The 15,117-nt window shown below is 43.0% G+C and carries 12 protein-coding genes; 1 reads left to right on the top strand and 11 read right to left on the bottom strand.

What is annotated here, in order from left to right:
- Window positions 1-65 precede the first annotated feature (65 nt).
- The 8 genes from DVG78_RS11950 to DVG78_RS11915 all read right to left on the bottom strand — a co-directional run bounded on the left by DVG78_RS11950 (window position 66) and on the right by DVG78_RS11915 (window position 10,721).
- Window positions 66-1,448 (bottom strand): L-serine ammonia-lyase, encoded by a 1,383-nt coding sequence (locus DVG78_RS11950; protein WP_114461308.1) that lies wholly within the window; start codon window positions 1,446-1,448, stop codon window positions 66-68.
- A gap of 121 nt (window positions 1,449-1,569) precedes the next feature.
- Window positions 1,570-2,007 (bottom strand): helix-turn-helix domain-containing protein, encoded by a 438-nt coding sequence (locus DVG78_RS11945; protein WP_158550013.1) that lies wholly within the window; start codon window positions 2,005-2,007, stop codon window positions 1,570-1,572.
- Between the two features lie 44 nt (window positions 2,008-2,051).
- The gene (locus DVG78_RS11940; RefSeq protein WP_229598206.1) at window positions 2,052-3,014 is read right to left on the bottom strand and encodes a helix-turn-helix domain-containing protein; all 963 of its coding nucleotides are present in this window, start codon (window positions 3,012-3,014) and stop codon (window positions 2,052-2,054) included.
- A 154-nt stretch (window positions 3,015-3,168) separates the two neighbouring features.
- On the bottom strand, window positions 3,169-4,275 hold the full coding sequence (locus DVG78_RS11935; RefSeq protein ID WP_158550012.1) for a helix-turn-helix domain-containing protein: 1,107 nt from the start codon (window positions 4,273-4,275) through the stop codon (window positions 3,169-3,171).
- A gap of 241 nt (window positions 4,276-4,516) precedes the next feature.
- Window positions 4,517-6,871 (bottom strand): DUF11 domain-containing protein, encoded by a 2,355-nt coding sequence (locus DVG78_RS11930; protein WP_114461304.1) that lies wholly within the window; start codon window positions 6,869-6,871, stop codon window positions 4,517-4,519.
- Window positions 6,872-7,283: 412 nt separating this feature from the next.
- Entirely contained in the window at window positions 7,284-8,606 is a 1,323-nt protein-coding gene (locus tag DVG78_RS11925) for an ammonium transporter (protein ID WP_114461303.1), read from the bottom strand.
- A 114-nt stretch (window positions 8,607-8,720) separates the two neighbouring features.
- Window positions 8,721-9,962: a porin gene (locus tag DVG78_RS11920; protein ID WP_229598205.1), complete on the bottom strand. Its 1,242-nt coding sequence runs from the start codon at window positions 9,960-9,962 to the stop codon at window positions 8,721-8,723.
- A 411-nt stretch (window positions 9,963-10,373) separates the two neighbouring features.
- On the bottom strand, window positions 10,374-10,721 hold the full coding sequence (locus tag DVG78_RS11915; RefSeq protein WP_114461420.1) for a 4Fe-4S binding protein: 348 nt from the start codon (window positions 10,719-10,721) through the stop codon (window positions 10,374-10,376).
- A 133-nt stretch (window positions 10,722-10,854) separates the two neighbouring features.
- Here DVG78_RS11915 and DVG78_RS11910 point away from each other — a divergent pair, with 133 nt between their 5' ends.
- On the top strand, window positions 10,855-11,877 hold the full coding sequence (locus tag DVG78_RS11910; protein WP_114461301.1) for an acyl-CoA reductase: 1,023 nt from the start codon (window positions 10,855-10,857) through the stop codon (window positions 11,875-11,877).
- Between the two features lie 88 nt (window positions 11,878-11,965).
- Here the strand turns inward: DVG78_RS11910 and DVG78_RS11905 are convergent, their stop codons facing one another.
- From DVG78_RS11905 to DVG78_RS11895, 3 genes are all read right to left on the bottom strand, one after another.
- Window positions 11,966-13,063: a carboxylate-amine ligase gene (locus DVG78_RS11905; protein WP_114461300.1), complete on the bottom strand. Its 1,098-nt coding sequence runs from the start codon at window positions 13,061-13,063 to the stop codon at window positions 11,966-11,968.
- Between the two features lie 96 nt (window positions 13,064-13,159).
- Window positions 13,160-14,230, bottom strand: a complete 1,071-nt coding sequence (locus tag DVG78_RS11900) for an ATP-grasp domain-containing protein (RefSeq protein ID WP_114461299.1) — start codon at window positions 14,228-14,230, stop codon at window positions 13,160-13,162.
- Window positions 14,231-14,370: 140 nt separating this feature from the next.
- The gene (locus DVG78_RS11895) at window positions 14,371-15,099 is read right to left on the bottom strand and encodes a hypothetical protein (protein ID WP_147277061.1); all 729 of its coding nucleotides are present in this window, start codon (window positions 15,097-15,099) and stop codon (window positions 14,371-14,373) included.
- Window positions 15,100-15,117 lie beyond the last annotated feature (18 nt).

Raw genomic sequence — 15,117 nt, 5'->3', positions numbered from 1 at the left:
GATTATTCAACTGTAGATTAACATTGCTCCCCATTCATTGACAACAACTGCAACTGCCCCCTGCATCAGCACTCGGTCACGCTCAAGGCCAAACCCGCTTCTGAGGTTTCTTTGTATTTCTTAGACATATCACGGCCCGTGGCTCTCATTACTTTTATGACGCTGTCGAAGGAGATTTTTTGCATTCCAGGGTCGATGGTCATGGCCAAAAGGTACGCATTGTAAGCCTTGGCCGCGCCCATGGCATTGCGCTCAATGCACGGAATCTGAACATAGCCACCGATGGGATCACAGGTCATACCGAGGTGGTGCTCAATCCCAATTTCAGCCGCCGCTTCTACATGCTCAATGCTCCCACCAGCAGCGTAAGTGAGCATGGCCGCACCCATGGCCGAGGCCGTTCCGATTTCGCCCATACAGCCCATTTCAGCCCCTGAAATACTGGCGTTGTGTTTTACCAAAAAACCAATGGCTCCCGCCGCCAGCATTCCATCGCGCATTTTTTGGGGTGAGTAGTGAAAGTGGTATTTCATCAAGTAGGTAAGGCCCGGAAAAACCCCCGACGCCCCCGATGTGGGTGCCGTAACGACAATACTACCAGCCGCATTTTCTTCGGAGGCTGCCAAACAATAGGAATTCAGAAAAATCAAAAAACTATCGGTGGTCGAAGCGTGTTGTTTTGCCCGTTCATAAAGCAACGGCGCTTTTCGCTGGAGACGAATCGACCCGGGCAAAATACCCTTAGCCCGCACTCCACGCTTGACGGCTTTGTGCATAAAATCCAGAATTTGGTCGATTTTTCGAACAATTTCTTTCTCAGAAAGGCACGTCAATGACTTTTCATTTTCAATCATCAGCTGCGAAAGGGTGAGATTCCCCGCGCGTAAATGCGCCTGCAACTCCTCCATGGTCGAATACGGATACGCTGGCAAACGATGCGTTGTTCCTTCGGGTTCATAGCCTTTCTGTTGGATAAACCCTCCGCCTACCGAATAAAACTCCCCTTCTATGACCGTTTGCCCAGCCTCATCCAAAAGTCTCAGAATCATGGTATTGGGGTGTGGAAATGAGGTTTTCCCTTTGTGATAAACAATACTACTTTCCGACACCGGCACATTCGTTCCCTGAAACTGAATTTCGTACGTGTCTTCTTTCTTTTTCATGAGTCCACTCAGCTGTTTTGGGTCGCAAGTATGAGGTTGCCAGCCCAATAAGCCTCCCACAATGGCGCGGTCGGTGCCGTGGCCTTTGCCCGTAGCACTCAATGAGCCATAGAGGTTGATTTGGAGCAGTTTGCCGCGTTGCGCCTGTTCGGTAGGTAGTTGTATCAGTTGTTGTAAAAAAAGATACGCTGCCTTCATAGGTCCTATCGTATGCGAACTCGACGGCCCAGGCCCCACTTTAAACAGGTCAAATAATGAAGTAGTAATTGCGTTTTTGGAAGACATAAACGGTTTATTTTAGCACAAAAAGCGCGATAGTGTTCAAAAATAGCTATTCTTGAACACTATCGCGCAACAAAGTTCGGCGTTTATTAAATAATCTTAAATCAGACGAGCGCTATCTCAATCAGTAGGCAGGCTCGGCTACCTGGTTGTTCATTCTGGCCGCAATTGCCTCCCACAATTTCTTTTGCTTGCGTCGAGAAATGATGCTCGGATTTTTTTCAATCGCCTTGAGCAATATCCGTTGAGTAAGCGAAAGATATTTGCTGACCTTGGGTTGGTCCATGCCAAAACTGGCCGCCAATTGTTCCTGAGGAACACCACCTCTTAGATAAATCAGCACAAAAAGCAATGCATCTTGTGTATCGCTAAAAAGGCTGTTTTTTCGGGTAGAAATTTGACGCCGCAAACGCGGGCTACCGTCAAACGTATACTCCGAAAAATAAGACTGCCACACTTCATGGAAAGGATTGTAGAGCGTCTTAAACTCATTTTTTCTCAATCCTGTAAGCCTGCGAAGATTTTTTTCATCAGCTTGAAGGTCTTCGAACCTTTGAATCATTACCCAAACCATATTATATTAGTTAATGTAGAAAGAAGTGGATATTAAATTGAATTATTTTTTTTTAACATTTTTGTTGGACTCACCATGAACTTTTTCTTAAATGCTTTGTCAAAGTTGGCCGCGCTGGTATATCCCAAATTGGATGCAATCTCCGAAATCGTCCATTTATTTTGTAAAAGTTGGTTTTTAGCTAATTCCAATTTTTGATTAAGATGGTACTCATACGGAGGCAAACCATACACCTGCTTAAAACATTTTTTAAATTTTGATAAACTCATGTTTGCCTGACTCGCTAAAAACTCCAGACTTGGCAGCGACTGGTTAACGGTAAAGTAGCGGCTTTCGATTTCTTCAATTTGCTTCAAATCATGTTGGTTGATTCTATTTTGCTGAAAATTAGACTCATTACGGCCTACCTGAGCAATAAAATCGGCAATTAATTTGTAGCATTGAGCCTGAGCTACGAGTCTTCTGGTAAATGAAGCTGTGTCATCAAAAAGTTTGTCCAGCGTAACCGTCTGGTCAAAAAAAGAAGCCCCCTGCAAATAAACTCCTGCTTCAGAAGTCAACAGCTTGATAAAAGGCGAGTAGCTTTCCTGACCTACAGCATTAATCCCAAGTTTATCGTACAGCCAATCGCGATGAAAACTGATTGCCACAAACCGGGAGTGTTTCCCCACAGGCCAATGCGTATCTACCGTCATTTTAGAACTGTACAATACCATTGATTTTTGCATCTGCGTTTTCTGCCTCATTTTGTCATCCAACAAATAATGCGTGTGCGCATCCTCCGATTGTACAAACGTAAGGGTCCAATAATCATTTGTACCAAGCGACTCCTTTAGTGTATTAAGCGGTTTATACCAGCATAACTCTCCAAGTAACACCGACACCTCTCTATCAAAGAGCATGGCGTCTAATTTAAAAAACGAATTGCCGTCTTTATGGTAAAATTCAGTGGGAGATTCTGCCTCTACGCCAAACTGCTCGGCAACTTGTGCCATCCACTGTTTAGATGGTTTAAGACTTAATTTGATCTCCATAAAATTGGAATACGAATTTAATAAATCAATTTTATCGTATAACCTATCTATTGTTCAAGTCAGATAAATTATGTCGAACAAATAAAGGCTCTTTTTTCACTAAAACACTCCTGAATTATAATTCTGAAGTCAATTTTAATGCTTCTCTGTATCGTTTTGGAGAATGTCCCGTCGCTTTTTTGAATGCTGTATAGAAGGATGATTCAGAATTAAACCCAGAGTCTATTCCAATGGCAAAGATGGTAGCACTTTGATAGTCTATATCTTTTAAGAGCGTTTGCGCTTTGTTTATTCTATATGAATTAACAAATTCATTGAAATTCATCTTCCACTCACTGTTGATGATATAAGAAAGTTGATGAGGACTAATGTTTATTTTCTTCGCTAAACTGCCAAGAGTCAGCTTAGAATCAAGAAACAACTCGTTTAGCTCCAGCTCTTCCCGAATTTTTTCAACATATTTTATTCTTATATCCGCCGGCATTTCCTTTTTAGAGGAAATTTGCTCGTTATGGTTCTGGTTTTCTATTCTCGTTTCAGGGCTAACCGTATGCTCCTCCCAATAAGATACGTGCACTTTGGGTACAAACTCTTCAAGCACAAAAGGTGATTTTATCATCAAAAAAATCATGCCTAAACACCAAATAAGAAGGCTAATTTGCCCAAACAATTCATAAATCTTAAACTGCGCTGATGTCTCTCCCCAAAAATACCGAATTCCCACCCCTGAAAGTACCATTACGGATTGAAATAATAAGAACCCTACAACACTTTTCAACCATATTGAAGTGGTTGGGTTCACGGAATGAGACAAACGGGCATATTTTTTCGACAAAAATTGAAAAAGAAATAACCCAAGAAAGGCGCTAAAAAGTCCCACTGCCACCGAAGCACTCATCTGAAATGCCCCATCGCTAAAATCGGAAACCGATACCTCACCCGCTGCGTATAAATAAGAAAACACCTTTAAATGTAAAAACGCAGGAATCAAAAGCCACTTAGAATAAAGATGGTTCTGGAATCCGAGCGACGCCCGAACATACCCAACCACCGCCACCGGAATGACTAACCGCATGGTGTCAGGAACAACCAATAAAAATGACGACGCCTCAAGTTGTCTTGGAACAACAAACTGTAAAAATTCAGTGATTGAAACAAGTAAAAACAAGCCGCCCAAATAACGCAAATGAACACCCGTGTTTGCCCTGATACACAGGCACATACAAATTAGGCTAATAAAAATGGCAAAAAAATGTAGACTGTAAATCATCAGTAGGGATGATTATGTTAGAAACAAAACAATGCTCGACATTATATACGAGTGAACACTGACTTATGGATTATATTACAAATAAAATAATTTTATTGGTATAAAAAAAATAGCCTTCTTGGGATAGAAGGCTATTTCGTACTTAGAAAGTAAATAGTGCTGTTCTTGTTGTATCAAACAGCTTTTTTTTAAGCTATTGAAGCTTTTTCACCGTTACAGGTACGCAGACTGGCGTTGGAGGACAGTTTGAACAGCCACCTACTGGCGCTACCACCGTTACTGTTGTCGAGCATGTATTTGCATCGGTAACGGTAATTACTTTGTTACCTGAGCTAGCAAGGAAAGGTCCGAAAACTTGAGGCGTGCCGTAGTTGAACGGACCAGCTGACACAGCTCCGCTAACAGTATACGTTGTATTGCTACCACCTTCGGGGTTAATCGTAAAGGTGAAGGTATCGTCAGTAGGATTGTCAGTTGTACCTGCGTTGTTACACAATGCGATTACTGAACCAAGCAAAGGTTTTGGATTTACAGTCACCACTACGGTATCGGTATCCACGCATCCATCAACCGAAGTAACGGTCAGGTAGTAAGTGGTGGTAGTCGTTGGGGTTACTGAGATAGTAGCCGTAGTTGCTCCTGTGCTCCAAAGGTAAGTACCTCCTACACCCGCACCTGTACCAGTCAACTCTACAGCAGTGCCTTCGCAAACTGGAGCGGGATCTGCCCCTGCATTGGCCACCAATGTTCTGTAAATAACAACCACTGGGCAACAGTTACCCGAAACACATACTCCAACCGATGAGCTGGTGAAAGTATAGCTACCAGACTCTGTAACAACATAAGTAGAATCAGTAGCTCCGCCAATCAAAGTACCATTACGATACCACTGATAAGCAGTAGAACCTGATGGTGCCGACAATGAAATGGACGAACCAGGGCACAAAAAGACAGGTACAGATACGCAGGCACTCGCGATGTCGTCGTCTCCAGCACCAGCAGTGCCGTTGCCTGGGGTTGAATCTGGGTCACCTTCATTGACCGAAAGTACTTCTGCAATATTAGATAATACACCGCTTGAATCCGCACTCGCCGTAATGCTCAACACAAGGCTCGTTGTAGCTCCGCTCAATGCACTACCCACATTCCAAATTCCAGTGATTGGGTCATAAAAAGTTCCCGTTGGAGCCGTATGGCTTACGTAGGTAAGGCCCACCGGAAGTAAATCTTTGATTTTTAAGCCAGTAGGTGCTTCAAATCCCGTTGCATCCGCTTGGCGATTTACCGTTACGCTAAATGTAACATCAGTACCTGCGGCTACACTGTCGTTGTTTACGGTTTTTAACACGTTCAAATCAGCCATGTTTTCGTCGCAGAAGTTAGGAATACCGTCGCCGTCGGTGTCTAGCAAGTCATTTCCTGCGCATTTGTCCATACAATCCAACATACCATCAGCATCGCTGTCTGTTTTTGTAAAGGCATAGTAAACATTCAGGTCATAGGCTACCGATGCTAAGCCGCCAGCGGTAATTCTGATTCTGTCAAATGGCTGCGTTACTTTAAAGCCAAGTTGTACACGCGTACCACCCAATAAAGAAGCCGTAAGTAAAGACCCACCTGAAATAGTCTGAAGTGGACCCGAACCACCCAAATACGTGGTGATGGTAATAGCACCCAATACATTGGCATCCAAAAGGCCTGCCCCTTGTTGTACCACAAAACCAGCATACACATCTCCAGGGCCAGCGGCGATAGTACTAGCTAATGCTACTTGCAAATAACGTGAACAAGCCACACCAATAATAGTACTAATCTGGGCGGCATTTGTGGTATCAGCATCAATGGCGTTGCCAGGACTTGATACACCTCCGCCAAGACATACTCCCGAAGAACCAGTAGTTGTGCCAGAAGCGTCAGCGCCTACCAATGCATTGACACAGTCTAGGGGACAAGAAGCTGGACCTTCAAATGCGTAGTATACATCCAAAGAAGAAAGTAAACCTAAAAGGCCGCTCGCTGCAAAAAGTTGAACTTCATCAAAGTCCCCAGTTGTTGTAAAGCTCAAGATTTGTCTCCCCGTGGTTCCTCCTAAGGCCGTTGCCCTTAAAAGTCCAGAACCGCTGTTGAACGTAGCCGTTTCTACGAGGGTTCCGTTGCGGTAGGTTCTGATTTGGATGTTGTTGAGGAGATTTACGCCCAAAAGGGTACTGCCACTTCCCACCACAAAACCAACCGTATTACCTGCAGGATAATACTGGAGAGAATCTTTGACCGAAACTGCCGAACCAGAGCCTAGCAAGCTAATGCCTGTGGTTAACGTAGCAAAGTTGGTTAAGTTGCCATCAATGATGTTGGCTCCATCTGCTGCAGTACAACCAACGCACAAGCCTGTGTTGCCAGCATTGATAAACGCCCCACTACCAACAATGGGGTCCATACAAATTTGGTTGTTTTCGAGGGTTTGCTGTTGAGCAAACAACGTTGAGACAGCAAGCAGCAATCCTGCCAGCATGACTACAAAGCGCGAGTTTTTGTAAAACGTGACCATAGATAATTGAATTTGTTTGAGAGATTATTTAAGAACGACGCCAAAATTTCAGTTCGTTGTTGTTTTCTCAGAAATCAATATTTAGGCCAATTCAGAAAAGAATGTAGGAAGATGAACCTTTTGGAATGCCAAACGAACCAATGGGAAAAATACCACCCAAAAAGCCCATTTTTTTTCACCCGATAAGGATAAAAAAAATGTTATACCAAAAAAGAAAAGAAGAGTGCCAGAAAGCTTTTAAGAACAAAATTTCAGCTTTTAAGCAAAAAAAATGAAGCTACCAGCAGAGCCGATAGCTTCAACGAGTACAACAAAACCACAGTCAATAGGGCTAACCCTCTGTGGTCTTGTTGGTATATTTATTCATCTCCAGTTCGGTATCATTTTTAAATGATATGAACCGCGAGAATTACTAAGCTTCAACTAAAAACTCATCGTGCTGGCTGATATCCAAACCAACTTTTTCGTCTTCTTCAGATACGCGAAGCGGCTCAATAAGGTCAGTAACTTTCAGGATGATGTACGACATCACGAACGCAAAGACGGAAACCAATACCAAAGCGATCAAGTGATTTTTGAACAACGTAAACGTGCCATACGCCAAACCTTCATCAACAACGGCCGAGTTTACACCCTTAGAAGCAAAAATACCCGTCATCAACATACCCATCATACCGCCTACACCGTGGCATGGGAATACGTCAAGCGTGTCATCCAAGGTAGTTTTGGTACGAAGGTGTGCCAAATAGTTTGATACCATTGAAGAAATAGCACCGATAAAGATAGACTGAGGAATGGTTACGAAACCGCAAGCAGGTGTAATAGCCACCAGACCTACTACCGCACCAATTGAAAATCCTAACGCAGAAGGTTTTTTGCCTTTGGCAGTATCAAAAAGAACCCAAGCCAAACCAGCAGCAGCAGCAGCAGTATTGGTAGCAGCCAATGCTGAAACGGCCAATGGACCCGACCCTACCGCTGAACCAGCGTTGAAACCAAACCATCCGAACCAAAGCAAACCTGTACCTAACAATACATAAGGAATATTGGCTGGAGGTAAGAAATTAGCTTCTACGTGTGAACGACGACGCTTCAAGTACAAAGCACCCGCCAAAGCAGCCCAACCAGCCGACATGTGAACAACCGTACCACCCGCAAAATCTAATACGCCTAATTTGAAAAGGAAACCATCAGGGTGCCAAGTCCAGTGCGCCAAAGGTGCATAAACGAAAATACTAAAAAGCACCATGAAAAGGATGTAAGAACGAAACTTGATACGCTCAGCCAATGAACCCGTAACGAGCGCAGGAGTAATAACGGCGAATTTCAACTGGAAAAATGCAAACAATGCCAATGGAATGGTAGGAGCCAATGACCAAGGCTTGCCATCCAATACACCTTTGAACATAAAGAATGTCAGCGGATTTCCAACCCAACCTCCGATTGAATCACCGAATGCAAGGCTAAAACCAACAACTACCCAAACAATACTGATTACGCCCATGGCAATAAAGCTCTGCAACATGGTCGAAATCACGTTTTTGTGGTTTACCATACCTCCGTAGAAATACGCTAAGCCGGGAGTCATTAGGAGAACGAACGCCGTGGCAACGAGCATCCAGGCGATGTCACCTGAGTTGAGACCTTCGGTCACAATTTGGGTAGGGATGGCAGGCATCAGAATCCCCAAAAGGCTCACGCCCAACAAAATTACGAGTGGGATGTACTTTTTCATAAAGTTACTTGACTGGTTTTGGTTGTACGTTTTATTAAGTAGGAATTGGTAGCGGGTAGTCAGCAGATTGACGGACAATCTATACTGACTACCTGTTACGGTTTACCGAGTGTACTAAAACTTATAGATGAAAGCCAATCCAAGGGTTGATTGTGAACTCTTGGTAAAATCACCGTTTTCATCTTCAAACTGCTGATTTTTTGTTTCGCTAGTGCCGCTTACTTTCTTGTAAGCATCCAAACGGAACTCAGGTTTGATGAGCAAGTGACCATCGGCCAAAGTGAAGTTGCCGGTCAAAGTCAATGAATTTACGGAAGTACCTTCTCCTTTTTTGTTAAGCAGGGCACGAACACCGCTGCTGTTGTCAAAATATTCGTAACGCGCTCCGATGCTGAATACATCACTGGCCGCAACGTTGAAGTAACCAGCCGCACCACCCCAAGTTTGGGCTGTGGTTGGGCCACCTGCGCCTTGATAATCACCTTTTTGTGAACCGTAAGCAGCATTCAATCCAACCAAAAGTTTATCAGTAGCCTGATAAGAAGTGGTCAAATCCAACACTCTGTAGTGCGCATCAGGGGTGTTTCCGTTGGCATCAGGGCTGGCTTCGTTGCTGTTGATAAAGTTAAGATATACGTTCCAGCCTTTGGCAGGGTTGATAAACAATTGAGAGATAAGGCCTTTTTTGCGGTTATTATCATTCAAGTTATCAACGTTGTTGACAAGACCCAACATCAACGATACTTTATCAGAAAAAGCATAGTTGGCTTTTACTCCAATGTGGTAGAATGGACCGTTATTGAAAAGGTTTGACAATGAATAGTTGAAGTTAACGGGCGCATCAATTACTTCATAACCGATGTGGGTACCAAACTGACCCGCCGTGAGCGTAAACTTGCTTGAAGCTTTCCAGTTAAAGTAAGCTTGCTTAATGGCTAAAGCCGTGTTTGTGTTGCTACCCAACGCGCCCAGTACGTTACCGTAGTTTCCGAGGTCAGCGTTTGGTCCAAATGCCAAATCTACCACCACATCCGACTTGTCGTTGCTGTATTGCATTTTGGTTTGCACCAAACCCAAAGAGAACTGCCCTGATTTTTGATCAAATGCCCGGGCATAATACGCACCCAAGTTTGAACGTGAAGCTGGCTTGTTGAAATTGCCGATGTAGTAAGAATCAATATAACCCGAAAAAGTAAAAGTGCCTTTCTTCTCTTCTTCTCCTTCTGTTTTGGTTTCTACTTTAGCTTCTGATTTACTTTCTTCTTTTTTACCATCTGTTTTTCCACCTGCATTTCCCTTAGGAAAAGCCAAAAAGGTTGCAAACAAACATAAAACAAGTAAATTAAATTTTTTCATAATATTATTTTGTTTAAGGTGGGTATTGAGTGGTTTTGTTTTCCGATACAAACTTTGACTTATTTTTATAAAAATCCAAATTTTTGGTTCGTTTTTTAAGTAATTTTTCATAAAAATTTAATATTTCCATAGTTTTATACTTAATATTATTGATAAATTTAATTTAATATTAAAAAAATACAACTTTTAGTTTTATTCTGCATTATTAAATAATCTCAAAATATTATTTGCTCACTACTTCAACAATATGTAAACAAAACATTTGAATAATTATATTTTATTTCAACTTGGCCATACAAAATACACTTAAAACATTAAATCAAAATCGGCATAAAGCGCACAAAAAAAGCCCCTGAGATTTCTCAGGGGCTTAGATTGAAGGAACTTTCCTCTTATTTAAAAGACATTGGGTTATTCACCGTGCATCCACGCTTTCTTGGCAAGCAATGTTTCTTCATCTTCTACATTTTCTGGATCGGCCACACAACAATCTACGGGACAAACAGCGGCGCATTGCGGCTCCTCATGAAAACCCATACATTCAGTACACTTATCAGTAACAATGTAATAAAATTCGTTTGAAACGGGCGCTTGTTTTACTTTGGCGTCCACAACGGTACCATCACCATAGTCAACTTCTTCCAAATGAGTACCACCTGCGTATGTCCATTCTACGCCACCTTCGTATATTGCAGTATTCGGACATTCCGGCTCGCATGCACCGCAGTTGATGCATTCGTCAGTAATCATGATTGCCATAATTGCACTGTATCGTTTAGTTTTGGGATATTTGCACTTGTAATCAAAAAACAAATTTAATTATTTAAAGTTTCGGTTGGGTCATAAAAATCATAATTCTTTGATTTTTTGTACTTTTCCCATAAATATTTCAATGAATAATAGCACCGAACACATAGCACCCTTTGTTGAGCTGGGCAAAATCCTCACCTCCAACGCCATAGAAGACGTAGTCTTTAAGGCATATTCGCAAAATCATTGGTTTATTCCTGACTTTGTCACCCATGCACTGAAGGCCATCGGAGAGGAATACCTCAACGAAGAAAAATTACGGACTTGGCTCAGCACCTATCAATTACAGTCTGGGCAGCCTGATTTTATCCCTAAAAAAATCGGGGTGGTCATGGCTGGAAATATTCCTGCCGTTGGTTTTCATGATTTACTGAGCGTACTCCTCAGCGGCCATCACCTTATGGCCAAACTCAGCACCGACGACCGCGTCTTGATGATGTTTTTGATTGAAAAATTGACTAAAATCGAACCCACCTTTGCTCAACGCATCACCCTTGCCGAACGTTTAAATGCCGCCGATGCCTACATTGCCACGGGCAGCGACAACACCGCCCGCTATTTTGAATACTATTTTTCTAAGAAACCGCACCTTATTCGCCGCAACCGCACATCGGTCGGAATTTTGACGGGCGAAGAAACAAACGAAGAATTGATGGGATTGGGACGGGATGTTTACTCCTATTTTGGACTCGGCTGCCGCAACGTCTCCAAAATCTTTGTTCCAGCAGGCTATGATTTTTCTAAATTTTATGAAGCCATCGAGCCACAGCTCGACTTTTTCAGAAACCATCATAAGTATTTCAATAATTACGAATACAACAAATCGGTGTATCTCGTCAACCGGGAGCCGCATCTCGACAATGGTTTTTTGATGCTACGTGAAACCGACTCGTTGGTCTCTCCTATCTCGGTGCTGTTTTTTGAATACTACACCGATGCCAACGACCTAAAATCAAAGTTGGAAGCTCATTCCGAAAAAATCCAGTGCATTGTATCCAAAGAAGGCCACTTTCCGTCAAGTCTTCCGTTGGGGGAAGCCCAAAAACCGTCTTTGTATGACTACGCCGACGGAGTAGACACAATGGCTTTTTTGACCAGCTTATAAAGTTTTCGGCCCTTCGGATTCTTTTTTAAAAAAGAACCCAAAGGGCCGAAAACTTTTTATTCTCTCATTCTGAAGGCCAATTCCTGCCTTATAATCCATACGCAGTTTCTTGCACAATATAATCCACCACCTTGGTAAAATCTTGCGTGGCTTCCCATACCGCCAACTGACGGTCGGCTCCAGTGCCCATTTCCAGAATTTTGTGAATATATTCTACTTCTTTGCGACTACCGAGGTCGTCGACTACGTCATCCACAAATTCAAGCAACTCTTGCGCTAAGTTATAATAAGGAACTTCTTCTTTGCGGCCAAAATCAATGAGTTTGCCGTGAATCCCGTACCGAGCTGCGCGCCACTTGTTTTCGTTAATGAGGATTTTGCGGTAATGCTGAAAGTTGAGGTTTTTGCTCATCAACTTATAAATCTTCACCACCAACGCCTGCATAAGCGCCGCCAAACAGATGGTTTCATCGGCCCGCATCGGAATATCGCAGACGCGGTATTCGATGGTATTATAGAAAGGATGTAGACGCAGGTCCCACCAAATCTTTTTGCCGTTGTCGATGCATCCCGTTTTAACGAGCAGGTTTACATAATCATCGTAATCGTGCGCAGTTTCAAAATATTCGGGAATACCCGTGCGGGGAAACTTGTCAAATACTTTTGAACGATACGATTTAAAACCCGTATTTCGTCCGCACCAAAAAGGTGAATTGGTAGAAAGCGCGTAAATATGCGGCAAAAAGTACGTCAGTGAATTGATAAGTTTGACGCCTGTATCCCGGTCAGGAATGCCGATGTGAACGTGCAACCCAAAAATTAAGTTGCCGCGAGCCACGTCACGCATTTCTTCGATGAGCTTATCGTAGCGCGGATTGGGCGTAATCAGCTCGTCCTGCCAATCGGAAAAAGGGTGCGTACCCGCCGCCGCAATCTTGAGATTTTGCTGCGCGGCCAAGTCAATAATCATCTTCCGCAAGTACGTCACCTCCTGACGCGCTTCCTGAATATTGGTACAAATATTGGTCCCAACTTCAACGACCGACTGGTGCATTTCGGCCGTAACGCGCTCTTTAAGAATGATTTTACCATCCTCTACAATCTTCGACATGTGGGAGCGCAGCCCACGGGTTTCAGGGTCTATTGTCTGAAATTCTTCCTCAATTCCGAGTGTAAAAAGGGGCATGTGTTCTGGGTAGTTTATAGTGCGCAGTAGGCTGTAAGCAGTAGGCGATAAGTCAGTGAAGTGCCTACCGCCTGCTGTAAACTGCCTACTGTGGCCTTATTTCTTTTTCGGCGCTTTTTTAGTTGGTTCTTCGTCTTTTGCCTTTTTAGGGGCAGCTTTTTTGGGAGCCTCCTCGGTGGGTTCTACGTCGCCCTTGGCCAAATTTGTAATCGGCAAGTTCATGGCCGAAGTACGCACAAAACTCCCCCAAGTAAGGTTGGTTTTACCTTCTTTGTGGGCTTTTGCTTTTTCGATGGCCATTTTAGCGGCGTTTTCTACAATCCAATCAAAGTTTTCTTGTCCTACGGAATGAATATCGGCATCGGGCGCAGGATTACAAAAATCAATGGCGTACGGAATGCCATCATGTACGGCAAATTCTACGGTATTAAAATCATACCCGAGGGCTTTGTTGAGACGCAATACATAATCCGTAATCGTTGCAATGAGTTTTTTATGCGCCTCACCCGTGGTTTTGGGCTGTGTAGCGTAGCGAAGGTGGTGCGGATTGCGAGGCTCATACGGCATGATGTGGACGTATTTACCACCCAAACAATAACAACGATAATAATCTTCAAAGGTTACTTCACTTTGCAACAGCATGACCAACTGTTCGGTTTCGGCGTGTTTGTTCCACAAATCATCCATATCATGGATTTTATAGACGCTTTTCCACCCTCCGCCCGCGTGGGGTTTCATGTAGGCTGGAAAACCCACGTATTCAAACATTTCTCCCCAGGCCATCGGCATTTTCAGGTTACGAAATGAAGTTTCTGATGTATCGGTCGGACGTTCTTTGGAAGGCATCAATACCGTATTTGGCACAGGTACACCCAGTTTTACGGCCAGCGCATTGTTGAAAAACTTCTCATCGGCGCTCCACCAAAACGGATTGTTGATGACTGCGGTGCCGCAAAGCGCGGCATTTTTAAGAAACGCCCGATAAAAAGGCACATCCTGCGAAATACGGTCGATAATGACGGCGTAGTCGGTGGCTTCACCCTGCACGACTCGGTCGATAAGTACTGGCTCTGCTACAATATTTTTACCATCCAATTGGTTGACCCGTTCAACAAAAGCTTGGGGGAATGTATTTTCCATTCCATGAAGTATTCCTATTTTTTTCATAAATGAATCACCGGATGCCCCGGCGCGGTTAGTGTGATTTTTAGATGACGACTTGTGTTTTTATTCGTTTTGGGTTTTATCTATTTCTAAAACTTGATGCTCAAGATGAAGCCCAATTAATGTTAAGTGTTAGGTTGCCCTCACCCACTAATCAGCGGGTGATAAATGATGCTAAGTTCTCTAATACGTGCCTCTTTAGCGGGAATTTCCCCTCCCAAAGTATCCAAAATCTCTTTGATTTGAACTTGGTGGTCAATGGACCTGTTTTGCAAAAGTGTCAGGTATTCTTTCATTGTCGCAACGTTATAACTCTCTCCTTCCAGAAAGGCAATAACGCCATCTGCTTCTATGTTTGCATTTCTAAGTCCTATTTTCAGCCGTGATAAAAAATGAACATATCGTGAATCAATATTTCGTAAGGTATCGGTTTGAAAAAGCAGCGTTGATGTTTCTATTACCTTGAGTTTTTGAATGTGAATCGGCGATAGTTTACCATTGACGGTCTCAATCGTTTGGATTATTTTAGTTATGACCTCGCTGTTACGATCAAAATGTCGGTAAATATCTCTTAATTCATCAATTATCCTCTTTTTTTCATAAAACTTATCAAAATACCGCTTAGTTAAATAACTGAGAGGAAGTAAAATCAATGCTGCAATACCTGACCAAACAGCTTTTACTAAATCATTGAGATCCCCGCCTCCTCCGTTTTGTTGGTTTAAAGGAAGTAATTTAGAGTTCGATTCGTCGACGGCTGCTCTATTTTGTTCCTTAATTTTGTGTTTTACAACCTTATTTTTAGCCGAATCACCTTTGTCGATAAGCTTATTTTGCGAAATCAAAGGGGTGCAAAATAGCAACATAGACATAAGTATACTCACACAACC

This window comes from Runella aurantiaca (assembly GCF_003339505.1).
Classification (GTDB): domain Bacteria; phylum Bacteroidota; class Bacteroidia; order Cytophagales; family Spirosomataceae; genus Runella; species Runella aurantiaca.
Note: the sequence above shows the minus strand (reverse complement) of the source record. Positions and strands in the feature narration are given on the sequence as shown.